Raw genomic sequence first — 23,358 nt, 5'->3', positions numbered from 1 at the left:
AACCGCCGAACCGCCGAACCGCCGAACCGCCGAACCGCCGAACCGCCGAACCGCCGAACCGCCGCCCGCCGAACCGCCGAACCGCCGAACCGCCGCCCCCCGAACTCCCGCCCGCACCACGCCCGCAACCCACGCCCGCAACCCACGCCCGCAACCCACGCCCGCAATCCACGCGCCGAAAATCATGCCTGCAATCACACGACTCATATCATGGTATTCCATAATACTTTCGCACTGGTGTAGTCCATAAGATGGCATACCATAATCTCAACGAACCACAGATCACGGCCTCGGGCCCACTCAGGAGAGAACGATATGAAGCTGGAAGTGCGCAAGCTGGTCACTTACATCGAAGAGACCTTTATCGAAGGCGGCAAGGAAGCGGCCCGGCCGTTGAAACTGTTCGGCGCGGCGGCCGTGCTGCGCAATCCGTGGGCGGGGCGCGGCTTCGTCGAAGATCTGAAGCCGGAGATTCACGCGCTCGCGCCGCAGCTCGGCGAAATGCTGACGGCGGAAATGCTGCGCGTCGCGGGTTCCGGCGACGCGATCGAAGGCTACGGCAAGGCGGCCATCGTCGGCACGTCGGGCGAGATCGAGCACGCGTCCGCGCTGATTCACACGCTGCGTTTCGGCAACCACTATCGCAAGGCCGTCGGCGCGAAGAGCTATCTGAGCTTCACGAATCTGCGCGGCGGCCCGAATTGCCCGATCTCGATTCCGCTGATGCACAAGCACGACGAAGGCATGCGCTCGCACTATCTGACCGTGCAGTTTTCGATCGTCGATGCGCCCGCGCCCGATGAACTCGTGATCGCACTGGGCGCATCGATTGGAGGCCGTCCGCATCACCGTATCGGCGACCGTTACCAGGATCTGAAGGAACTCGAATCCAATGAAGGCTGACCTGGCGCCCGAGCGGGCGGTGTCGCACGGCGAGACCGCGGGCACGTGCTATAGCGTCTATGCGCCGCGCTCCGACGAAGGTGGCGAGACGGTCGTGCTGATCCACGGCGTGGGCATGAACCGGAGCGTATGGGCGCCGCAGATCGACGCGTTGACGGCGTCGTTTCAGGTCGTCGTGTACGACATGCTCGGTCATGGCGACAGCGCGCTGCCGACGCCCGCGCCGACGCTCGATGAATACGCGGCGCAACTCGAAGCGCTGCTCGACACGATGCGAATCGGGCGCGCGCATATCGTCGGGCATTCGATGGGTGCGCTCGTCGCGCTCGAATTCGCGCTGACGCATCCGCAGCGCACGCTGAGCGTCGTGGCGCTGAACGCGGTGTACGACCGCACGCCCGCGCAGCGCGAAGCCGTCATGACGCGCGCCGCGACGCTGAACGACGCGCCCGCCGATGCAGGTGTCGACGCAACGCTGTCGCGCTGGTTCGGCGATCCGATTCCCGTTCATCTGACGCAGGCGGCGCAGGCCGTGCGCGAGCTGCTGCTGTCCGTCGATCCCGTCGGCTATGCGCGCACCTATCGGCTCTTTGCCAGTTCGGACGATGCGCACGTCGGCCGCCTCGCGAGTCTCGCCGTGCCCTCGCTCTTTCTCACAGGCGAATGCGATCCGAACTCGAGCCCGTCGATGTCGCTTGCGATGGCGGCGGCAGCGCCGTTCGGCCGCGCGGAGATCATCGCGAACGAGCGCCACATGATGAACGTCACCGATCCGGCGCGCGTGAACGAAAAGCTGCTCGCGTTTCTCGCGGAAGCATCGGCGGCGAACCCGGCGCGAGCTTTCAACCCGAAGCATCGAACGATTCCTGGAGAACGCCATGACTGAGCGGACCAATGAGCCCACCAATGCGCCGACCACCGGGGAAATCGCGGAACAGGCTTTCGACATCGCCGATTTTCGCCGCGCGCTCGGCGCATTCGTGACGGGCGTGACGGTCGTCACGACGATCCAGCCGGACGGTTCGCCACGCGGCTTCACGGCGAATTCGTTCACGTCGGTGTCGCTCGATCCGCCGTTGATTCTCGTGTGCATCGCGAAGACGGCATCGAGCTACGCGGTGTTTTCGCAGACGCGCCGCTTCGCAGTCAGCGTGCTTGCCGAAGATCAGAAAGCAGTGTCCGGCGTGTTCGCATCCAAGGCCGCCGACAAGTTCGAGCAAGTCGCGTGGCACGCGCGCACGACGGGCGCGCCCGTGATGGACGATGCGGCCGCGAGTTTCGACTGCACGACGCATGAAGTTGTCGATGCCGGCGATCACATCATATTGATCGGACGTGTCGTCGATTTTGTTCATACCAGTTCGTCGCCGCTCGGCTATTGCCGGGGCGCGTATGTGAACTTCAGCCTGTCGCAGGATGCGTTGGCGGCTGCCGGTTCGCGCGCGCAAGTGGGCGCGATTCTCGAACATCGCGACGGACTCGTGCTGCTCGATACGCCGAAGGGATTGCAGTTGCCGGCAGGCATCAAGCTCGAACCGGCGAGCGATCAGGCGAGTCTGCGCGGCGTGCTCGCGAAGCTCGGTCTCGACGCGCATCTCGACTTCATTTTTGCCGTATTCGAATCGGGCAGCGGACAAACGCCGAGTGTACAAGTCTATTATCGCGGCCGTGTGATCGACAGCGGCGCTGCGTGGATCGATAGCTCGATCCGCATCGTCCCGTTGTCGCGGATTCCGTGGGATGAATTGCGCGACGAAGCCGTGCGCTCGATGCTCGAACGCTACGTGCGCGAACGCAGCGAAGACGCATTCGGCATCTATGTCGGCGATACGGAAGCCGGCACGGTGCAGACGCTTGCACTTGCTCACTAAGAGAGAACAGACATCATGAAATTTTCGTTGTTTCTGCACATGGAGCGATACGACGACACGACGTCGCATCGCGAGCTGTTCGACCAGATGACCGAGCTCGTGCAGATCGCCGAGCGCGGCGGGTTCGAGACGGCATGGATCGGCGAGCATCACGCGATGGAGTTCACGATCGCGCCGAACCCGTTCGTCAATCTGTCGTATCTCGCCGCAAAGACGGAGCGCATTCGTCTGGGTACGGGCACGGTCATCGCGCCGTTCTGGCATCCGGTTGCGCTCGCGGGCGAAGCGGGCATGGTCGACGTCGCGAGCAATGGGCGGCTCGATCTCGGCATCGCGCGCGGTGCTTATAACTTCGAATACGAGCGCCTGCTTCCCGGTCTCGATGCGATGAGCGCCGGTGCTCGCATGCGCGAACTGGTGCCCGCGCTGCGCAAGCTCTTCGAGGGCGACTACGCGCACGAAGGCGAGTTCTGGTCGTGGCCCAAATCGACGCCCGTGCCGCGTCCTATCCAGCAGCCTCATCCGCCGATGTGGCTCGCCGCGCGCGATCCGAACTCGCATGCGTTCGCGGTCGCGAACGGCTGCAACGTGCAGGTGACGTCGCTGGCTTCCGGCGATGCCGAAGTCGTGAGCCTGATGGAGCGCTTCAACGCCGCGTGCGCCGCGCATCCTGACGTGCCGCGTCCGCAGGTGATGATGCTGATGCACACATTCGTCGGCGCGAATGCCTCGGAAGTGGATGCGGCCGTCGAGGACCTCGCGCGCTTCTATCGCTACTTCAGCAAATGGTTCAAGAACGAGCGCCCCGTCACGCAGGGCTTCATCGAGCCGCTGACGGATGCCGACGTCGAGATGTTCCCGCAATACTCGCCCGAATCGATCCGCAAGAACCTCGTGATCGGCGAACCGAAGCAGGTAATCGCGCGGCTCAAGGGCTATGAGGAGCTGGGCTACGACCAGTACAGCTTCTGGCTCGACAGTCACATGAGCTTCGAGCGCAAGCGCAAGTCACTGGAGCTGTTCATCTCCGACGTGATGCCGGCATTCGCCGCAAGCTGACACGAAGCCTCAACATTCAACGGAGTGGCTGACATGGTCCAGCGGTTCCAGCAATACATCGACGGTGCATTCGAAGATGCGCGCGAGCATTTCGACAGTGTCGATCCATCGACGGGCGACGTGTGGGCGCGCATGCCTGCCGCGAGCGCCGAAGATGTCGACCGCGCGGTGCGCGCCTCGCATCGCGCGCTGAACGACCCGGCGTGGGCGAATCTGACGGCGAGCGCGCGCGGCAAGCTGCTGTACAAACTCGCCGATCTCGTCGCGCAACATGCGCCGCGTCTCGCGGAACTCGAAACGCAGGACACGGGCAAGATCATTCGCGAGACGAGCGCGCAGATCGGCTATGTCGCCGAGTACTACCGCTATTACGCGGGCGTCGCCGACAAGATCCAGGGCGCGTGGCTGCCCGTCGACAAGCCCGATATGGAAGTGACGTTGCGCCGCGAGCCCGTCGGCGTCGTCGCGGGCATCGTGCCGTGGAATTCGCAGCTCTTTCTCTCGGCGGTCAAGGTCGGGCCCGCACTCGCGGCCGGTTGCACGATCGTCCTCAAGGCATCCGAAGACGGTCCCGCGCCGCTGCTCGAATTCGCACGGCTCGTGCATGAGGCAGGTTTTCCGAAGGGCGTCGTCAACATCGTGACGGGCTTCGGCAACGATTGCGGCCGCACGCTGACGAGTCATCCGCTGGTGTCGAAGATCGCTTTCACAGGCGGCCCCGAAACGGCGCGCCATGTCGTGCGCAATTCGGCGGAGAACCTCGCGGCGATGTCGCTGGAACTGGGCGGCAAGTCGCCCGTGCTGGTCTTTGACGATGCCGACCTCGACAGCACATGCAACGCCGTCGTCGCGGGCATCTTCGCGGCGACGGGGCAAAGCTGTGTCGCGGGCTCGCGTCTCGTCGTGCAGCGCGGCCTTCACGATGCGCTTGTCGAGCGTCTTGTCGCAAAGGCGCAGGCCGTTCGCATCGGCAATCCGCAGGACATGGCGACCGAAATGGGACCGCTCGCGACGCGCCGTCAACTCGAACACATCGAGCGCGTACTGCGCGCGAGCGTCGAAGCGGGCGGGCGCATCGTCACGGGCGGCAAGCGGCCTGATGGCGTCGGCAAGGGCAACTACTTCATGCCGACCATCGTCGATTGTCCGAATGCGCAAGTGCCGAGCGTGATGGAAGAACTGTTCGGGCCGGTGCTCAGTGTCGTCACATTCGACACGGAAGCCGACGCGATTGCGCTCGCCAACGACACGCGCTATGGCCTCGCCTCCGGCGTATTCACGCGCGATCTGACGCGCGCGCATCGTCTGACGCGTGCGTTGCGCGCGGGCATCGTGTGGGTCAACACGTATCGCGCGGTGTCGCCGATCGTGCCGTTCGGCGGCTACGGCTTGAGCGGCCTCGGACGCGAAGGCGGACTCGAAGCGGTGCTCGACTACACGCGCACGAAATCCGTCTGGATTCGCACATCGGATGAACCGATCGCCGATCCGTTCGTGATGCGCTAACCCGTCAACGCTCGCACAGGAGCCCGCATGTTCTACGAAATCCGCACGTACCGCATCAAGACGGGCGCCGTGCCCGCCTATCTGAAGCTCGTCGAGGAGGAGGGCATCGAGTTGCAGAAGCGGTATCTGGGTCAACTGGTCGGCTATTTCTTTTCGGAGGTGGGTCCGTTGAATCAAATCGTGCATATCTGGGCCTATCCGAGCCTCGACGAACGCGAGCGCCGCCGCGCCGCGCTCGCCGAAGACCGTGCATGGCAGGCCTTTGCGCCGAAGATTCAGGCGCTGATGGAAGAGATGGAAAACAAGATCATGAAGCCGGCTCGTTTCTCGCCGCTGACCTGAGAACCTGAGAGAGAGCGTCCGGCTGGCCGCCGTACACGTTGCCCCGATACAAAACGTATTCCATGGAGACAGACATGAGCAGCAGAAGCACTTCCTTTATCGCGCCGCTGGTCGCGCTCTGCGCGGCGACGCTGGTGTCCGCGCCCGTCCTCGCCGCGGACCCGATCGTTTTCACGAGTTGGGGCGGCACTACGCAATCTTCGCAACAGAAGAACTGGGCGCAGCCGTTCACGCAGGCGACCGGCATCAACGTGCTGATGGACGGCCCGACCGACTACGGCAAGCTGAAAGCGATGGTCGACAGCGGCAACGTGAACTGGGATGTCGTCGACGTCGAAGGCGACTTCGCGTACGCCGCGCAGCAGGCAGGGCTGATCGAGCCGATCGACTATTCCGTCGTGAAGAAGGACGATCTCGACCCGCGTTTCGCGACGCAGGCCGCAGTGGGCAGCTTCTACTACTCGTTCGTGCTCGGCTACAACAAGGCGAAATACGCGGGCGCGCAGCCGTCGACGTGGGCCGACCTGTTCGATACGAACAAATTTCCCGGCAAGCGCACGCTTTACAAATGGTCGGCGCCCGGCGTGCTCGAAATCGCGCTGCTCGCCGATGGCGTGCCGCCGAACAAGCTCTATCCGCTCGATCTCGACCGCGCGTTCAAGAAGCTCGACACGATCAAGAGCCAGATCGTCTGGTGGAGCGGCGGCGCGCAATCGCAGCAACTGCTCGCATCGGGCGAGGCGCCCATCGGCATGTTCTGGAACGGACGCCTGCATGCGCTCGAACAGACGGGCGTGCCTGTGGGCATTTCATGGAACCAGAACCTGACGGCCGCCGACATGCTCGTGATCCCGAAGGGCGCAAAGCACAAGGCCGAGGCGATGAAGTACCTCGCCGCCGCGACGAGCCCGCAGGCCCAGGCGAAGTTCGCAACCGATACGGGCTATGCACCGATCAACGTCAAATCGGCCGCGCTGATGTCGCCCGCGATCGCGAAGACGCTGCCTGATCAGTACAAGAGCTCGCAGATCAATCTCGACATGAAGTACTGGGCCGAGAACCGCGACGCCATCGCGAAGCGCTGGTATGCGTGGCAGTCGAAATAAGCGCGCTTGCCTGAGCGTCGACATAAGCGTCGACATGAGCGCCGCATAGTCATCGGAGTGGATGGGAGACACCATGCCTAATGTTCTGAGTACCGTCGCGCATCCGCCCGCGACGGCCACGCGCCGGCGGCGCGACTGGCGCAGCATTCGCCTGCTCGTGCCCGCGCTGTTGCTGCTCGTGATCTTCTTTCTGCTGCCGGTGCTGTCGCTGCTGTTGCGCAGCGTGATCGAGCCGACGCCGGGTCTGCACAACTACGAGCAACTGCTCGGCTCGACGACCTATCTGCGCGTATTCGGCAATACCTTCCTGGTGGCGACAGTCGTGACGGTCGTGACGCTCGCGATCGGCTTTCCGACTGCGTGGCTGCTCGCCATTGCGCCGCGCAAGCTGAGTTCGTTTTTGTTCGCGATCCTGCTGCTGTCGATGTGGACCAACCTGCTCGCGCGGACGTTCGCATGGATGGTGCTGCTGCAGCAGACGGGACCGATCAACCGCATGCTGATGGCGCTCGGCATCATCAGCGAGCCGCTGACGCTCGTGAACAACCTCGTCGGCGTGACGGTCGGCATGACGTACATCATGCTGCCGTTCCTCGTGATGCCGCTGCACGCGACGTTGCGCAGCATCGACGCTTCGACGTTGCGCGCGGCCGCGATCTGCGGCGCGAGCCGCTGGCAGGCGTTCTGGCGCGTGCTGGTGCCGCTCGCGATGCCGGGCGTCGCGTCGGGCGCGCTGATGGTGTTCGTGATGGCGCTCGGTTACTTCGTCACGCCTGCGCTGCTCGGCGGCCCGTCGTACATGATGCTCGCCGAACTCGTCGCGCAGCTCGTGCAGGAACTGCTGAACTGGGGCCTTGCTGGCGCTGCCGCATTCGTGCTGCTCGCCGTGACGCTTGCGCTCTACGCGTTGCAACTGCGCTTTACGAGCGGTGCGCGCGCAAGCATTGGAGGACGCTGAGATGCTGCTCGATTTCGATCGTCTGGGCTCGCTGCGCTGGGTGCTGCTCGCCGTTGGCGCGGCCGTCGCGCTCTTTCTTCTGCTGCCGATACTGTTCATCGTCGCGCTGTCGTTCGGCGATTCGCAGTGGCTCATCTTTCCGCCGCCGGGCTGGACGCTGGAGTGGTATCGCCAGCTGTTCACCGATGCAGGCTGGCTCGACTCGCTGCTGACGAGCGCGAAGCTCGCGGTGATCGTCACGGTGCTGTCGGTGCTGATCGGCTTTCTCGCGTCGCTTGCACTCGTGCGCGGCAAGTTTCGCGGACGCAACGCGGTGCAGGCGTTCTTTCTCACGCCGATGGTGCTGCCCGTCGTCGTGCTCGCCGTCGCGCTGTATGCGTTCTTCCTGCGTATCGGGCTGAACGGCACGATGACGGGCTTCGTGATCGGCCATCTGATCATCGCGTTGCCGTTCTCGATCATCTCGATCAGCAACTCACTCGCGAGCTTCGACACGGCGCTCGAAGACGCCGCGATGGTGTGCGGTGCGTCGCCGCTCGAAGTGAAGCTGCGCGTCACGCTGCCCGCGATCCGGCTCGGGCTCTTCGCTGCTGCGATCTTCTCTTTTCTTGCGTCGTGGGACGAAGTGGTGGTGTCGATCTTCATGGCGAGCCCGACACTGCAGACGCTGCCCGTGCGTATCTGGGCGACGCTGCGACAAGACTTGACGCCCGTCGTCGCGGCGGCGTCTTCGTTACTCGTCGGCCTGACGACTGTTTTGATGCTGGCGGGCGCTTTGCTGCGCCGCGCGCGCTAATCGATGTAAACCGCGAGGTGAACCAGACATGACTGCATTCCTGCAAATCCAGCGCCTGCGCAAAACATACGACGATGTCGTTGCCATCGATCAGGTGTCGCTCGATGTGCGCAAGGGCGAGTTCATGACCTTTCTCGGGCCGTCGGGCTCGGGCAAGAGCACGACGCTCTATATCGTCGCGGGCTTTCAGGAGCCGAGCGAAGGGCGCGTGCTGCTCGATGGCAAGCCGCTGCTTTCCGTCGCGCCGAACAAACGCAATATCGGCATGGTGTTTCAGCGCTATACGCTGTTTCCGCATCTGACCGTCGGCGAGAACGTCGCGTTTCCGCTGCGCGTGCGCCGCCGTCCCGATGCCGAGGTGAAGGCGAAAGTCGACAAGATGCTCGCGCTCGTGCATCTGTCCGAGTGCCGCGACCGGATGCCCGCGCAACTGTCGGGCGGACAGCAGCAGCGCGTCGCGATTGCGCGCGCGCTCGCCTACGATCCGCCCGTGCTGTTGATGGACGAGCCGCTTTCCGCGCTCGACAAGAAGCTGCGCGAGGAAATCCAGCTCGAACTGCGCCGCATCCATCAGGAGACGGGTGTCACGATTCTCTATGTGACGCACGATCAGGAAGAGGCGCTGCGCCTGTCGGATCGCATCGCCGTGTTCAACAAGGGGCGCATCGAGCAGGTCGGCACGGGCGAAGAACTGTATGCGAACCCTGCGTCGCGCTTCGTCGCGAGCTTTATCGGCAATTCGAATTTCCTGCCGGTGCGCATGAAGTCGAACACGGATGGCGTAATGAACGGCGTGTTTCCGAATGGCCACGAAGTGGCGTCGGGTGCGTTCAATCCCGCGCTGACGCCGGGCGACGATGGCACGCTGATGATTCGCCCCGAGCAGATGCGCATTCGCTCGCTGCATGAAACGCGTAGCGCGGCAAGCGCGGCGGGTCTGCCCGTCACCGTGCGCGACATCACGTATCTCGGCGATGCGATGCATTACGCCGTTGCGACCCCGTGGCAGCAGGAGATTTCGATTCGCATGCCGGCGGCGCATCGCCATGACAGCGGCCTCGCGATCGGCACACAGGCGCTCGTCGACTGGGATGCACGCGATGTGCGTCTGTTTGCTCAGGCTTGACGATTGCGATGAGTGACGCGCTGCCTTCGCTGAGAGTCGAACGCCGCACGACGACGTTGCGCGAACTCGCGCTGGAGAAGATGCGCACCGCGATTCTCGATGCGCATTTTCATCCGGGCGAGCGGCTCGTCGAGCGTGCGCTATGCGAGGAACTCGGCGTGAGCAGGACGGTAGTGCGCGAAGTATTGCGCCACCTGGAGACGGAAGGTCTGGTGGATTCGATTCCGAACCAGGGGCCGATTGTCGCGATACTCGATCTCGATACCGCAGCGGAGATCTACGAAATACGCGCGTTACTGGAGGGCGAGGCCGCGATGGCCTGTGCACGGCACGCCGACGAAAGCACGCTTGCGGAGTTGGCGGCTTGCATCGACAAGATCCAGCACGCGTTCGATACGCAAGATCATCAAGCTGTGCGCGCATTCACGACGGCGTTCTACGAGCGCATGTTCACGGGTGGGAAGAAGGCGGTAGCGTGGGATATCGTGCAGTCGCTGACCGCGCGTATCAACCGGCTAAGAGCATTGACGATCGCATCCGACGATCGCGGGCGCCAGGCGGTCCAGGAAATGCGCCGGATGCTCGCGGCCATTCGCGCGCGCAAGCCGATGGAGGCACGCGAGGCCGCGATTGCGCACGTCGAAAGAGTGGCCGAGATCGCGCGTCATTTGCTACACGAGGGGCAGGAAAAAGCGTCATGGAGGCAAGCGGGATAAACCACAGCGGGAAGCCGCGTTGGCCGCACAGCGTCAGGCGAACGCCTCTTCGCGAAGCCTGAACTGCGCCACCGCATCGTTGAGCCGCGCGCTCTGTTCTTCGAGCGAGAGCGCCACGGCCGCCGCCTCCTCGACGAGCGCGGCATTGCGCTGCATCGTCTGCTCCATTTGCGTGACCGTGGTGTTCACCTGCTCGATGCCCGAAGACTGCTCATCGGACGCGATGCTGATTTCGCTCATGATCGTGTTGACGCGCTCGACCGCGCCGACGAGTTCGCCCATCGTCGAGCCCGCCAGCGCGACGAGGCCGCTGCCGTCGTCGACGCGTCGCGCCGAATCGCCGATCAGCTCCTTGATTTCCCTCGCGGCCGACGCGCAGCGCTGCGCGAGTCCGCGAACCTCGGTCGCGACGACCGCGAAGCCGCGTCCCTGCTCGCCTGCGCGCGCGGCTTCGACGGCCGCGTTCAACGCGAGGATGTTCGTCTGGAACGCAATGCTCTCGATGACGCCGACGATGCCCGAAATCCGCGCGGAGCTTTCGGTGATCGCGGACATCGTTTGGACGACGCGCTGCATCGCCTCGCCGCCACGCGACGCGATGTCGGCGGCGCCCTCGACGTAGGTGCGTGCATCGCGAGCGTTGTCCGCATTCTGGCGCACGGCCGCCGTCAGTTGCTCCACGCTCGCCGCTGCCTGCTGTAGCGACACGGCTTGCTGCTCGGTGCGCGCCGACAGGTCGACGTTGCCGCTCGCAATCGCGCGGACGTCGCCGACGATCGTTTCCGTGCTCGCGCGCACCTGCTTCACGGTATCGACGAGGCCCGCCTGCATCTGCGCGAGTGCGTTCAGCAGCCAGGCCATTTCGTTTTTGCGGGAAATGACGACCGTGCCTGTCAGGTCGCCTTTCGCGATCTTCTCGAAGTGATCGACGGCCAGATTGATTGGCTCGACGATCGCCTTCGCAAGCGCGCGCTGCGCGAAGAAGCCGACGACGAGCGCGAACGCGGCCACGGCGCCCATCGCCCAGACGACCTGGTGGAAACGCGCGGCGGCCGCGTCGTAGCGGGCCTTTTCGCGTGCGACCTGGAACGCTTCGAGCGCGCCGATCGCGCTCTGGTATGCGGCGAACAGCGCGGGCGGCGCGTCACGCTGCGTGCTCAGGAAATTGAACGCATCGTCGTGGTCGAGTTGGGACAGCGCCTTCAGGAAGACCTGGTCGAGCAAGGCCTGGCGATTGTGCTGGAGCGTGTCAAAAAGGGATTGCTCGTCGGCGGCGCGCTGGTGCAGGCGCGAGTAGGCCGCCAGTTCGTCGTTGCTCTGCGTGAGAAGCGCGTGGACTTGCGCGATCTCCTCCTTGGCGGGCTGGCCGGCACTGATGATCCGCGCGACGTCGCTCAGGCGCTCGCGCAGGACGAGCATGCGCTCGGAGCTTGTCTTCAGGTGCAGCAGCGAAGCGGTGTCGTCGCGGTACATTGCCTCCAGCGAAGCATTGCCCACATAGAGGCCAGCGATGCACGCACCGACCACCAGCACGAGCAGCACGGTATAGCCGGCGATTGTCGCGACGAGTCCGCCGCGGATAGTCAGTTGTTTTCGCACGAGAGGTCCCTTGGCCGGCGGCCGGGCGCGGCCATTGGCGGATGTGATTTCCGGATCACGAAACACGGATGTCGTCTCGCAACGCGTGGCGATCCTGGGTTGCGAACGAATTAACGACCGCTCGGATGCGAAGGTTTTGCGTTCAGGCGACGCGGATATGGCGGATTGCGACACACGTCGTGTGGGACAAATTCAAAGCGCTCAACTATCCTTACGCTTTCGACAGCGTCGGTGATGCCATGACGAGAGACGACAAGCTGCGACAGGTCGCGGCCGAATTCGGATTCGATCCGGACGAGGAACTCAAGAAAGGCGGAAAGTACACGCCTGTTTTGATCGACGGGAACGCGGCCTACATTGCTGGCCAGATTCCGCGAGTGGGGGACGTGGTGCGCTTCGTCGGCGTGGTGGGCGAATCCGTATCGCTGGACGACGCGCGTCGTGCAGCAGGGACTTCGACGCTCCGCGCGCTGTCTCTCATCAAGAAGAGTTGCGGAACGCTCGACGCCATATTGGCGGTGCCGCGCATCACCGTTTTCGTGCGAAGCGCGCCGGACTTCACGATGCAAAGCGAAGTCGCCGATGGCGCATCCGACGTCTTGTATGCGGTGCTCGGCGATGCCGGCATACACACTCGCACGTCGGTTGGCGTGTTGCAATTGCCGAAAGGCGCGTCGGTGGAAGTGGATTTTATTTTCAGCGTGCGGCCCGCGTAGCCAGTTCGACAGAGCCGCTCGCACGAGGTGGACTGCGCTAAAGCGGCCCGACGGGGGCCGCTTTGTTCTCTCGCGTCCTTGCATCCGGACATATACCCGTCATGCGTATGCGGTCGATTGTTCCTGCATCAGGTATTCGCGCAGCAAACGCTCCTTCTTGTTCGCCGCTGCGCGGACATTGCGCTCCTTGACGTGACCGAACCCGCGTATGTCATCGGGCAGGTTGGCCAGTTGCAGCGCCACAGGAAGACGCCTGGCATCGAGCGTCGCGCAGAACTCATCGACGAGCGCGATGTATTCGGCGATCAGCTGACGCTCACCGCGCCGCTCAGCGGTTCGTCCGAACACATCGAGCGCCGTGCCGCGAAGTCCCTTCATCCGTGCGAGCACGCGAAAGACGGGCAGTACCCATGGGCCGAATCGCTTCTTCTGCAAATGGCCGTGCTCATCGCGCTTCGCGAGCAAAGGCGGAGCAAGATAGAAGCTCAGCTTGTAGTCGCGTCCCGGTACACCGTCGAACTGCTGACGCAGTTTCTCCATATAAGCGGGATCGGCGTAAAGACGAGCGACTTCGTATTCGTCCTTGTACGCCATGAGCTTCGCGAGGTTCACGGCGACCGCTCGCGTAAGCGGCAGTTTCGAGTTGCCGGCGATCTCCGTTTCCTTTGCCCGAATCCTGTCGATCACGCGGCGATAGCTTCGCGCGTACGCTTCGTTCTGATAGGCGGTCAACAACGCTTCTCGCACGGAGATCAGCGTGTCGAGCGATTCGGGCATCTGCACGACGATTCGCTGAAGCGCGACAGCCGGCTTGATCATCGCCTGAACGGCGGCAGCGCCGTGATGCGCGACATAGCGTCCCCAGTTGAACGCCTGTCGGTTCTTCTCGACCGAAACTCCATTGAGTTCGATCGCACGTACGAGACTCGTCAGTTCCAGCGGCAGCCAGCCTTTCTGCCACGCAAAGCCGAGCAGCAGCGGATTGCTGTAGATCGTGTCGCCGAGCAGCGTGAGCGCAAGTGCGTTCGCATCGATGAACGCGCAGCCGTCTCCCATGCTCTCGCGTAGTTCCGCTTCGGTTTGTGTTCCGGGGAAGGTCCACTTCGGGTTCTTGATGACGTCCGCTGTCGGCGTCGCGCCGCTGTTGATCGCGGCGAACGTCACACCATGCTGCGTGCGAGACAGCACATCGTTCGAAGCCGAAACGATCGCGTCGCAACCGATCACGAGCCGCGCTTCGCCTGTTGCAATGCGCGTCGCGTGCAGCGCTTGGGGCGCGGACGCGACCTGCACATGGCTGAGAACAGCGCCGCCTTTTTGCGCGAGTCCCGCCATATCGAGCACGGTGACGCCCTTGCGTTCGATATGCGCCGCCATGCCGATCAATCCGCCAATCGTCACGACGCCCGTTCCGCCTACGCCCGTCACGAGAATGCCATACGGCCTCGCGAGCGCGGGCAACGATGGCAGCGGCAACGCATCGAAGTCGGGCATGCCGCTTCCCGTGCCGGCAGCGAGCGCGGCTTGAGGCTTGCGAAGCTGCGCGCCTTCAGCCGTCACGAAGCTCGGACAAAAGCCCTTCACGCACGAAAAGTCCTTGTTGCACGACGACTGGTTGATCTTCCGCTTGGTGCCCAGCGGCGTGTCGAGCGGCTCGACGGACAGGCAGTTGGACTGCACCGAGCAATCGCCGCAGCCTTCGCAGACGGCATCGTTGATGAACGCACGGCGCGCCGGATCGGGATACGTGCCGCGTTTGCGGCGGCGCCGCTTTTCGGTTGCGCAAGTCTGGTCGTAGATCAGCACGGTCGTGCCGGGCATGTCGCGCAACGTGCGCTGAACGGAGTCCAGCTGATCGCGATGGTGAACGTCGACACCCGTGGGCAGCCCGACGCCCGAGTGATACTTCTGCGGCTCGTCGGTGACGATGACGATCCGCTTCGCGCCTTCCGCGTGGACCTGATGCGCGATCTGCGGCACCGTGAGCACGCCGTCGACAGGCTGGCCGCCCGTCATCGCGACGGCATCGTTATAGAGGATCTTGTACGTGATGTTTGCATTCGACGCGATCGCCGCGCGGATCGCGAGCAGGCCCGAATGGAAGTAGGTGCCGTCGCCGAGATTGACGAATACGTGCTTGTCGCCGGAGAAATGCATCTGCCCGAGCCACGCCACGCCTTCGCCGCCCATCTGGCTAAAGGTTTCCGTCTTGCGGTCCATCCACATCGACATGTAGTGGCAACCGATGCCCGCGAGCGCGCGCGAGCCTTCGGGCACATTCGTGGACGTGTTGTGCGGGCAGCCCGAGCAGAACCACGGCTTTCGCTCGACGGACACGCGGGGCTTCGCGGCTTCGCGTTCTTTCGCTTCGATGATCGCAACGCGTGCGAGCATGCGCGCGCGCACGTCATCGGGCAGATACGCGCGGGCAAGGCGGCGCGCAATGGCTTTCGCGATCAGCGCGGGCGATAGCTCGTAATGCGCGGGCAACAGCCAGTCGCCGCGCGGCACGGACCATTCGCCGCCTTCGTTGTCACGCTCGTCGAACTTGCCGTAGATCTTCGGGCGAACATCCTCGCGCCAGTTGTACAGCTCTTCTTTCAGCGCGTATTCGAGAATCTGGCGCTTTTCTTCGACGACCAGTATCTCTTCGAGCCCCGTGGCGAAAGCGCGCGCGTCCTGTGCGTCGAGCGGCCACACGCAACCCACTTTCAACAGACGCAAGCCGATCTGCGCACACGTGTCGTCATCGAGACCAAGGTCGCTCAGCGCCTGGCGCACGTCGAGATAGGCCTTGCCCGCCGTGATGATGCCAAAGCGCGGCTTCGGCGAATCGATGACCACGCGGTTCAGCTTGTTCGCGCGCACGTAGGCGAGGGCGGCATACCACTTCTCGTCCAGCAGCCGGGCTTCCTGCGCGAGCGGCGCATCGGGCCATCGGATGTTGAGGCCGCCAGCAGGCATCGTGTAGTCGGTCGGCGTGACGATCTCGACGCGTTCCGGATCGAGATCGATCGACGCGGTGGATTCGATCACATCCGTCACGCACTTCATTGCGACCCATAGGCCCGAGTAGCGGCTCATCGCCCATCCGTGCAGGCCGTAGTCCAGATATTCCTGCACGTTCGCCGGATAGAGCACGGGAATGCCCGCCGCGATGAACGCATGTTCGGATTGGTGTGCAACGGATGACGATTTCGCGGCGTGGTCGTCGCCTGCCAGCACGAGCACGCCGCCGCGCGCGTCGCAGCCTGCGGAGTTCGCGTGCTTGAACACATCGCCCGTGCGGTCGACGCCCGGACCCTTGCCATACCACATGCCGAACACGCCGTCGCGCGTCGCGCCCGGCCACAGGTTGATCTGCTGCGTGCCCCATACGGACGTCGCGGCCAGGTCCTCGTTGACGCCGGGCTGAAAGACGATGTCGTTTGCCTGCAGATGCTTTTTCGCTTTCCACAGCGACTGATCGAGCGCGCCGAGAGGCGAGCCGCGATAGCCCGAAATGAAGCCGGCCGTGTTCAGGCCCGCTTTGAGGTCGCGAGCCTTCTGCAGCATCGGAAGACGCACGAGCGCCTGCGTGCCGCTGATATATACGCGGCCTTTTTCAAGCGTGTACTTGTCGTCGAGCGTCACAGGCGCGGCGGGTGTTTCGATCGCCAGGTCGGATTGGTCGGACGTAGCGGCTAGATCGGGCGCATTCATGGGGGCTGTCTCCGGCGGAATCGTGATTTTTCCGTCGAGTATAGAAAGCCGGATTGCTATCGTAAAATCACAAATAGACAATTCCGGTATCCGAAAATCAGATGGCGTTCGATCTCACACTCCGGCAATTGCGCTACTTCGTGGCGGCGGCGCAAACGGGCCAGTTCTCGATGGCGGCTGCCAACGAGCACGTGTCGCAATCGGCGATTACCAATGCTGTTCTCGCGCTGGAGAGCGGTCTTGGCACGCGCCTGTTCGAGCGGCTGCCGCAGGGCGTCGCGCTCACACCGGATGGCCAGGACTTTTACAACCACGCGCGGCGCGTGCTGGACGCGGCGCGCGATGCGATCCACAAGCCACCGTTCCGTTCACACGACATGCGGGGCACCGTGCGGATCGCCGCGTCGTATACCGTGCTGGGCTACTTTCTGCCCGAACTGCTCGCGCGTTTTCGCGCGACCTATCCGTTCATCGAGTTCGATCTGCGTGACATGGAGCGAGCGGATATCGAAAGTGCGGTACTCGCCGGCGACATCGAGATCGGCGTGGTGCTGCTTTCGAATGTCGAGAACCTCAACCGCTTTGGCAAGCAGGTACTGATCCGCTCGCGGCGGCAGCTATGGGTCGCGCCGACGCACCCGCTCGCGCAACTCGATGCGCCGTCGCTGAAGGACATTGCGGCGCATCCGTACATCCTCATCACGGTCGACGAAGGCGAGCAATCGACGCTGCGCTACTGGAAGAAGAAACGCATCGAGCCGAATATCGCGTTTCGCACGAGTTCGATGGAAGCGCTTCGCGGGCTGGTTGCCCACGGCTTCGGCGTGACCGTCCTCTCGGATATGGTTTTCCGACCGTGGTCGCTGGAGGGCAAGCGTATCGAGGCACGTCCGATTCTGGACGCCGTTCCGCAAATGGATGCGGGCATGATCTGGCCGAAGGGTGCGCGATTGAGTGGACCAGCGACTGCGCTACAGCAGTTTCTGATCCACGCATGCGGCGGATGAACGGCGACGCGCCGCTCAGTGTGAAATGCTCTCGAGCGATTTGCCGAGCGTTCGCGGACCCATCAGGCCGATCGCGACGATGACGAGCGTCATCGCGCCCGCGATGAAAACGAACACCCCTGTCACGCCGAATTCCTTCAGCGTGAACGCGATAACGAAAGAACTGAATACGGCCGAGAGTCGGCTCCACGAATAGACGAAGCCCACTGCGCGTGCGCGGATCGCAGTCGGATAGAGTTCCTGCTGATACGTGTGATAGGTGAGCGAGATGATGTTGCCCGCCAATGTCAGCAAAACACCGAGCGTCACGATCGCGACCGCCGACGCGACCTGGCTGAACAGCAGGCCGCTGACGATATTCAGCGCAGCCATGCAGACGATCACATGCTTGCGCTCGAAGCGGTCCGCGATCCAGTACCCGAGCAGCGGCCCGAGCGGCGCCGCAAGGCCGATGACCGTCGTGTACAGCAGGCTCGACGTAACCGTGATGCCTTGCTTGACGAGCAGCGTCGGCACCCAGTTCGCAAAACCATAGAAGCCGACCGTCTGGAAGATGTGGAAGACGATGAGCATCACCGTGCGCTTGCGGTAGGGTGGTTTCCACATATCCGCGAAGCCTGCCTTGCGGGGCACGGGGTCGGATGGTCCCGGTTCGGGCAGCGGCTGTCCACATTCGCTCGCGACTTTTGCTTCGAGACGGGAGAGCACCTCGTCGGCTTCGCGAACTCGTCCTTTGTTTGCCAGCCAGCGCGGACTTTCCGGCAGGTTGCGCCGGAAGTACCAGATAAATAGCGCGCTGATACCACCGAGCAACACGACCCATCGCCAGCCATCGACGCCGAAAGGCGCATTCGGTACAAGCAGATAGGAAAGAAACGCGACGACGGGCACGGCCGAGAAGCCGAGTGTCTGACATATGGCGAAAGCCCTGCCGCGCAGATGCTTTGGAGCAAGCTCGGACATGTAAGTGCCGATCGTCACCAGCTCGACGCCGATGCCCATGCCCGAAACGAAGCGCCAGAAATTCAGGCCACTCGCGGTGTCCTGGAAGGCCATCACGGTGTTGGCCGCCACGTACCACAACAAAGACCACGTGAAGATCGCCCGGCGGCCGAAACGGTCGGCAAGAAAGCCGCATGCGACGGTGCCGAGAAACAGTCCGCAAAAGAGCGCGGCGATGAAGCTCGCGACGCCCGATGTGCCGAACAGGCCTGACGTCGTCGACGTGAGAATGCCGCTCTTGACGAGGCCCGGCGCGACGTAGCCGGTAAAGAGAAGATCGTATAGCTCGAAGAAGAAGCCGAGGCTGAGCAGCACGATCAGCTTCCAGACGGCACGTGTTGCAGGCAGCCTGTCCAGACGTGCGGAAATTGCGCCGGTGTCGACGGCGGAAGCTGTTTCGCCTAGCGCGGGATGATCTGCGGCGCGCAGTTGTGACGCGCCCTCCAGCATGGCCATGTTTGTCTCCAGTATCGTAGTTGTATGTCTTGCGAGCGAACGTCAGGCCCGCTGCGCGCGTGCCTTCAATTCATCGAACGAAGCGATATGGCCTGCAAGCGCGCTCGCCACCACGGTCGGCGGACTCGCGAGCCAGACCTGGCCCGGACCCGAGCGGCCCGGAAAATTGCGGTTGATCGCGCTGATCGTGACCTGGCTCGCATCCACGGAAGCGCCCGGACCGCAATTGGCGCAGGCCCCGCATGACGGTTGCAGAAGGATGGCGCCGGCTTGCTCGAATGCCTCGATGTAGCCACGTTGCACGCAGTAGTCCCTGACGTCCGACGTGCCGAACTGAAGATACAGCTTTACGCTCGACGGGACGCGCAGGCCACGCGCAGCGGCCCATGCGAGGACTTCGTGATAGTGGTCGAAGTCTTCGCGCTTGCCAGCGGTGCACGAGCCGCCATAAGCGATATCGACGCGCGGGCGTTCCGCGAGATCGCGCAGCGCGACGCCGTTGCCCGGATCGCCGGGTGAGGCGAGCATCGGCGTGATGCCCGCACAGTCGATCTCGATCACCTCGGTGTAACTTGCGCCCGCATCGCTGCGCATCCACGGTTCGATCACGAAGTCGAGTCCGCGACGCGCCTTGAGAAAACGTACGGTTTCTTCATCGGGCGCGACGATGCCGGTCAAGCCGCCGAGTTCGGCCGTCATGTTCGTCAGCGTCGTGCGTTCATCCGTCGTCAGTTGCGCGATCGCGGAGCCCGCGAACTCGAACACTTTTCCGACGCCCGCTCCCGCGCGAATTCTCGGGTCGGCGAGCAGATGCAGCACGAGATCCTTCGCCGTGACGCCGGCTGGAATGAAGCCGTTGAAATCGATACGCAGCGAGTGCGGCACGGTCATGCGTACCGCGCCCGTGACGAACGCATTCGCCATGTCGGTCGTGCCGACGCCGAACGCCACGCACCCGAGCGCGCCGCTATGCGGCGTGTGCGAATCCGTGCCGACGACCAGCTGGCCGGGCAGCGCGTAGCGCTCGGCCATCATCGCGTGCGAGATGCCTTCGGAGCCTTCGCTTGAGCGCCCATCGAGCTCGCTGAGATAGCCGTGATTCTTCAGCCCGTGATCCCGAGCGAATTGCCTGTGCGCCGCGGACAGTTCGTCGATGTCAGGCAGCAGACCGTTTCTGATATGAAGCTCGCTCTTGTGCGAATACGAGAGGTGGTCTTCGAAGGCAAGAATGGTCTCCAGCTGATGCAGCGACAACGGCTTGCCGAACGTCGCATGCAGCATGTGTGTCGCCATGCCGGTGTAGTACTCGTGGATGAAACGCCAGTCTGCGCGCACGAAAATGCCCGAGCCGGGCGCGAGCGACGCGCCCGTTCCGTCTGTGCGCAGCGCGTGACGCTCGATGATTTTCTGCGCGAGCGTGCGCGGCTCGTCATTGACGGCACGATCTGCGACCGCGATATGCCGCATGTTTTCCGCGCCATAGCGCAGCAAGCCGCCGCTTCTGAGAATCGCCGCCGATAGCGCGTCGCGTGATGCAACGAGTTCCTCGATGTCGATCGGCTCGCCGCGCCGGATGCGCTCGATCAGCCCAAAATCGGTCGACGTGAAAAGTCCGAGGTTGTCCGCGTTCTGACGATAGATCCGTTCGAAGCTCTTCGCGATCACGAGCCGGATGCCCGCGCGATATTCCGCGAGCGGACTATGCTCGCGCGACGATCCTTTGCCGTACCGGTTGCCCGCGACTGTCACGCAGAAACCGCCGTTGCGGATCGCGTCGGCGCCGATGGGATTGCGTCCTCCCGTGCGAAAACCGAGATAGGGGAAGCGCCCGAGACGCTCGTCGAAGCGGGTGAGCACGCTCATCGGCGTGATCTCGTCGGTCGAGACGTCGTCTCTCAGCGTGCCCGCTGCCGCCTCGTTTAGATCGAGGCCGTCGAGTTGCCGCTCGACTCGTTCCGGGTCCTGGCAAAGAAACAATATCCGGCCCGTCAAATCCAGTTTCGCCATCCGATTTCTCCTTGAACGGAAATCTAGACGGCGGCGCGAACGGGCAAGAAGTGCTCGATGAGCAAAGGGGGCATCGCAAACCGCGATGTCCTCGTTAACCCTCGACGTGTGTCAGCGAGTCGATCAATGCCTGCACGGCCTTCAGACGCGAAGACTTCCTGAGCGCATGAACCCGCAGGCTGCGACGGGCCGCCCACGGCTCGTCGAGCGGGCGGCGCACGAAGCCGTGCGATCCGGCGAACGCGGACGCGGCACTCGTCGGCACGATGCCGATGCCGAGTCCTGCTTCGACCATCCGGCACTGTGCGTCGAAACTGTTGACCGTCACGGCCAGCTTGAGCGGCGTGCGAATGGCGTCGGCGCGCTCGTTGATGATCTGGTCCAGCGAGCCGCCTGCCTGAAGCGCGACGAGTGGAAAGCGGATGACATCGCTGAAAGTCGGCGCATCGAGCGCGGCAAGTTCATGATCGAGCGGCAGCACGACCATCAGCGGATCATCGGCGAAGTGCCACGAATCGAGGCCGCCCGGAATCTTGCCGCTCGCGCAGATGCCGACGTCGGCGCGGTCGTCGACGCACGCGCGGATCACCTCATCGCTGATCTGTTCCGTCAATGCGATCTGAACAAGCGGGTATCGGGCCTGAAACGCTTTCAGCCGCTCGGGGAGGAAGCCGACGATCGCCGATGCGTTCGCATACAGCCGCACCACGCCGGCGACCTGGCCGCTGAGCGACTGTACCTCGCGTGCCAGCGATTGCAACTGATCATGCAGTGACACGGCGCGCGCGAAGGCGTGACGGCCCGCCTCCGTCAGTTCGACTCCCGACGGGGAGCGGATCAGCAACGTAAGGCCCATCGCGGTTTCGAGATCCGCGATGCGCCGGCTGAGCGCCGAAGGGGCGATGTGATTGCGGCCTGCCGCGCGAGCAATGGAGCCCTCCTGCACGACGGAGATGAACAGCTCCAGGCTGTATGGATCGATTCGCACGCCGCCAGAGTCCTTGTCGAGTTTGATGGCTTGTCGTACGGGCACATCGAAGCAGTGCGTCAGCGTTTTTTGCGCAACGCCCGTTTCCACACCCGGGTGCATCGACAGCCCGACAGCGGCAATTGTAGCAGCCGTGCGTTTGCGATCGCAGGCGGCTGCTGTTCAGCCGCTAGTGCTTATGTCGGTTACGAAGCGGCGATCGCTACAGGTCTTTCATTCGTCATTTTTTGCCTTCCAACAGGACGCTGCGGCGATATGGGAATCGGCTACGGCTTGCTCCAGACCTGTTTCCAGCACATGAGGAACGTACCGCGAGCGTCCCTCGATACGGCGCCTTCGACCGCGCACGCGGAGCCTGTTAGCACGGGGCCGTAATGTGCGACTTCTCTGTCGGCGTCGGCGAGTGCATCGGCGGGCACACGGCTCCAAATCGACAGGCTGGCAAGTACGCCCGCGCAGCCAGCCAGGATAACGACAGTACGCTTCAATCGGGGCGTGGGGTGGGCGATCAGATCAAATGCGAATGACATGGGGAGCCTCGTCTGCAGGGGACTTATGAGCGCTCTTATCGGCACCGATTTCTGAAACCGTAGGCCTCCGTCAAATTATTTTTCTTGTGCCAGATCGCGAGGAAAAGGCGACAAACCTCATGCAATTTTCGCGTGTGTTTTGTAGCGGTTTTAACTCCCGTTCATGAAGCGTTGAATTAGAAATTCGATATTTGCGCAGTGTTAGATAACTGAAAGCAGACTGGTTTCAAAAGGAGTGCATGAAGCGCTCGCGCTAGCAACGAACCGTCAAGGCAGCATTGCCGCGAGTGAGTATTTGTTCGCCCAGGTCGAAGGCGAGCAACGACAAAGTGTGACGCGTGCGTCATCGAGCGACACGGCCAAAGCGCCCTGGACTTCTGGTCCGAGGCCCAGGTCCAGGCACGTCCAGCCCGCAATGCGTGTGCCTTTTTTCGATGCGTGCCAGCGGCCCTCGCCGAGTGCAGGAGCATCTTCTGTCGTATAGGAAGTTGGCTCGACCAGAAGGCCGCTGCCGAGTGCCTTGAGCAGAGCTTCTTTTCGTGTCCAGAGGCTAAGGAAGGCCGTGGCCGAATCGGGTCGTGCCGCCGCAAGCACGCGTTCTTCTACTGGAGAAAAGATTCCGCGTCCGACGTTCACAAAGTCGATGCCGCCAATCCGTCGCTCGACGTCGATGCCGATTCGGCAATTCAACGCAAAAGCAAGCAGAGCGACCCCGTCGGTATGGGAAACATTGAATGCGAGCCTCGTACCGCGTGGCCACTGCAACGTGGGCTTGCCGAGCCTGGTCACGTCGAAGCGCAGCGATTCGGGTCTGCTGCGCAGATAGACGCCGATCAGCCAGCGGAGCATGCCCCGTCGGGCGACAAAGTTAATGCGGTCGCGTTCATGCCTGTACGCTCGTGCGTGCTGTCGCTCGTCCTGCGAAAGCGTGTGGCCGAGAGACGAACATGCCTGTCCGATGACAGGCT

The 23,358-nt window shown here is 63.2% G+C and carries 20 protein-coding genes; 13 read left to right on the top strand and 7 right to left on the bottom strand.

All coding sequences use genetic code 11. The features are described 5' to 3' along the window. A partial coding sequence (locus tag AB4Y32_RS39160) for a hypothetical protein (RefSeq protein WP_368726389.1) occupies positions 1 to 207 on the bottom strand: 207 nt, incomplete at its 3' end. A 108-nt stretch (positions 208 to 315) separates the two neighbouring features. Between AB4Y32_RS39160 and AB4Y32_RS39155 the strand changes: the two genes are divergently transcribed. From AB4Y32_RS39155 to AB4Y32_RS39105, 11 genes are all read left to right on the top strand, one after another. Next, positions 316 to 903: an amino acid synthesis family protein gene (locus tag AB4Y32_RS39155; protein ID WP_368726388.1), complete on the top strand. Its 588-nt coding sequence runs from the start codon at positions 316 to 318 to the stop codon at positions 901 to 903. Next, the gene (locus AB4Y32_RS39150) at positions 893 to 1,789 is read left to right on the top strand and encodes an alpha/beta fold hydrolase (protein ID WP_368726387.1); all 897 of its coding nucleotides are present in this window, start codon (positions 893 to 895) and stop codon (positions 1,787 to 1,789) included. Before AB4Y32_RS39155 ends, AB4Y32_RS39150 begins: the two co-directional genes overlap by 11 nt. Further along, on the top strand, positions 1,782 to 2,774 hold the full coding sequence (locus tag AB4Y32_RS39145; RefSeq protein ID WP_368726386.1) for a flavin reductase: 993 nt from the start codon (positions 1,782 to 1,784) through the stop codon (positions 2,772 to 2,774). The genes AB4Y32_RS39150 and AB4Y32_RS39145 overlap by 8 nt, the downstream gene beginning before the upstream one ends. Before the next feature lie 15 nt (positions 2,775 to 2,789). Further along, positions 2,790 to 3,833, top strand: a complete 1,044-nt coding sequence (locus AB4Y32_RS39140) for an LLM class flavin-dependent oxidoreductase (RefSeq protein WP_368726385.1) — start codon at positions 2,790 to 2,792, stop codon at positions 3,831 to 3,833. A gap of 33 nt (positions 3,834 to 3,866) precedes the next feature. Next, on the top strand, positions 3,867 to 5,339 hold the full coding sequence (locus AB4Y32_RS39135; protein WP_368726384.1) for an aldehyde dehydrogenase: 1,473 nt from the start codon (positions 3,867 to 3,869) through the stop codon (positions 5,337 to 5,339). 27 nt (positions 5,340 to 5,366) lie between these two features. Continuing rightward, entirely contained in the window at positions 5,367 to 5,681 is a 315-nt protein-coding gene (locus tag AB4Y32_RS39130; protein WP_087738299.1) for an NIPSNAP family protein, read from the top strand. 74 nt (positions 5,682 to 5,755) lie between these two features. Beyond that, complete coding sequence (locus AB4Y32_RS39125; protein ID WP_368726383.1) at positions 5,756 to 6,787, top strand: ABC transporter substrate-binding protein; 1,032 nt, start codon at positions 5,756 to 5,758, stop codon at positions 6,785 to 6,787. Positions 6,788 to 6,860: 73 nt separating this feature from the next. Further along, positions 6,861 to 7,745: an ABC transporter permease gene (locus AB4Y32_RS39120; RefSeq protein WP_368726382.1), complete on the top strand. Its 885-nt coding sequence runs from the start codon at positions 6,861 to 6,863 to the stop codon at positions 7,743 to 7,745. Position 7,746: 1 nt separating this feature from the next. After that, the gene (locus AB4Y32_RS39115; protein ID WP_368726381.1) at positions 7,747 to 8,541 is read left to right on the top strand and encodes an ABC transporter permease; all 795 of its coding nucleotides are present in this window, start codon (positions 7,747 to 7,749) and stop codon (positions 8,539 to 8,541) included. A gap of 28 nt (positions 8,542 to 8,569) precedes the next feature. Then, positions 8,570 to 9,667, top strand: a complete 1,098-nt coding sequence (locus tag AB4Y32_RS39110; RefSeq protein WP_368726380.1) for an ABC transporter ATP-binding protein — start codon at positions 8,570 to 8,572, stop codon at positions 9,665 to 9,667. 8 nt (positions 9,668 to 9,675) lie between these two features. After that, complete coding sequence (locus AB4Y32_RS39105) at positions 9,676 to 10,383, top strand: GntR family transcriptional regulator (RefSeq protein WP_368726379.1); 708 nt, start codon at positions 9,676 to 9,678, stop codon at positions 10,381 to 10,383. A gap of 33 nt (positions 10,384 to 10,416) precedes the next feature. Here the strand turns inward: AB4Y32_RS39105 and AB4Y32_RS39100 are convergent, their stop codons facing one another. Further along, complete coding sequence (locus AB4Y32_RS39100; RefSeq protein ID WP_368726378.1) at positions 10,417 to 11,982, bottom strand: methyl-accepting chemotaxis protein; 1,566 nt, start codon at positions 11,980 to 11,982, stop codon at positions 10,417 to 10,419. A gap of 239 nt (positions 11,983 to 12,221) precedes the next feature. Between AB4Y32_RS39100 and AB4Y32_RS39095 the strand changes: the two genes are divergently transcribed. Beyond that, entirely contained in the window at positions 12,222 to 12,698 is a 477-nt protein-coding gene (locus tag AB4Y32_RS39095; RefSeq protein ID WP_368726391.1) for a RidA family protein, read from the top strand. Positions 12,699 to 12,797: 99 nt separating this feature from the next. Here the strand turns inward: AB4Y32_RS39095 and AB4Y32_RS39090 are convergent, their stop codons facing one another. Then, positions 12,798 to 16,400: an indolepyruvate ferredoxin oxidoreductase family protein gene (locus tag AB4Y32_RS39090; protein ID WP_368726377.1), complete on the bottom strand. Its 3,603-nt coding sequence runs from the start codon at positions 16,398 to 16,400 to the stop codon at positions 12,798 to 12,800. Positions 16,401 to 16,501: 101 nt separating this feature from the next. Between AB4Y32_RS39090 and AB4Y32_RS39085 the strand changes: the two genes are divergently transcribed. After that, positions 16,502 to 17,407, top strand: a complete 906-nt coding sequence (locus AB4Y32_RS39085) for a LysR family transcriptional regulator (RefSeq protein WP_368726376.1) — start codon at positions 16,502 to 16,504, stop codon at positions 17,405 to 17,407. Between the two features lie 15 nt (positions 17,408 to 17,422). Here AB4Y32_RS39085 and AB4Y32_RS39080 read toward each other — a convergent pair whose 3' ends face one another. From AB4Y32_RS39080 to AB4Y32_RS39065, 4 genes are all read right to left on the bottom strand, one after another. Next, the gene (locus tag AB4Y32_RS39080; RefSeq protein WP_368726375.1) at positions 17,423 to 18,865 is read right to left on the bottom strand and encodes an MFS transporter; all 1,443 of its coding nucleotides are present in this window, start codon (positions 18,863 to 18,865) and stop codon (positions 17,423 to 17,425) included. Positions 18,866 to 18,907: 42 nt separating this feature from the next. After that, on the bottom strand, positions 18,908 to 20,872 hold the full coding sequence (locus AB4Y32_RS39075; RefSeq protein ID WP_368726374.1) for an aconitase family protein: 1,965 nt from the start codon (positions 20,870 to 20,872) through the stop codon (positions 18,908 to 18,910). A 94-nt stretch (positions 20,873 to 20,966) separates the two neighbouring features. Further along, complete coding sequence (locus tag AB4Y32_RS39070; RefSeq protein WP_368726390.1) at positions 20,967 to 21,860, bottom strand: LysR family transcriptional regulator; 894 nt, start codon at positions 21,858 to 21,860, stop codon at positions 20,967 to 20,969. A gap of 797 nt (positions 21,861 to 22,657) precedes the next feature. Continuing rightward, positions 22,658 to 23,358 (bottom strand): 4'-phosphopantetheinyl transferase superfamily protein (locus tag AB4Y32_RS39065; RefSeq protein WP_368726373.1); only part of this gene is annotated, 701 nt, incomplete at its 5' end.

Origin of the sequence: Paraburkholderia phymatum (assembly GCF_040965635.1) — a bacterium.
GTDB classification, from domain to species: domain Bacteria; phylum Pseudomonadota; class Gammaproteobacteria; order Burkholderiales; family Burkholderiaceae; genus Paraburkholderia; species Paraburkholderia phymatum_B.
Note: the sequence above shows the minus strand (reverse complement) of the source record. Positions and strands in the feature narration are given on the sequence as shown.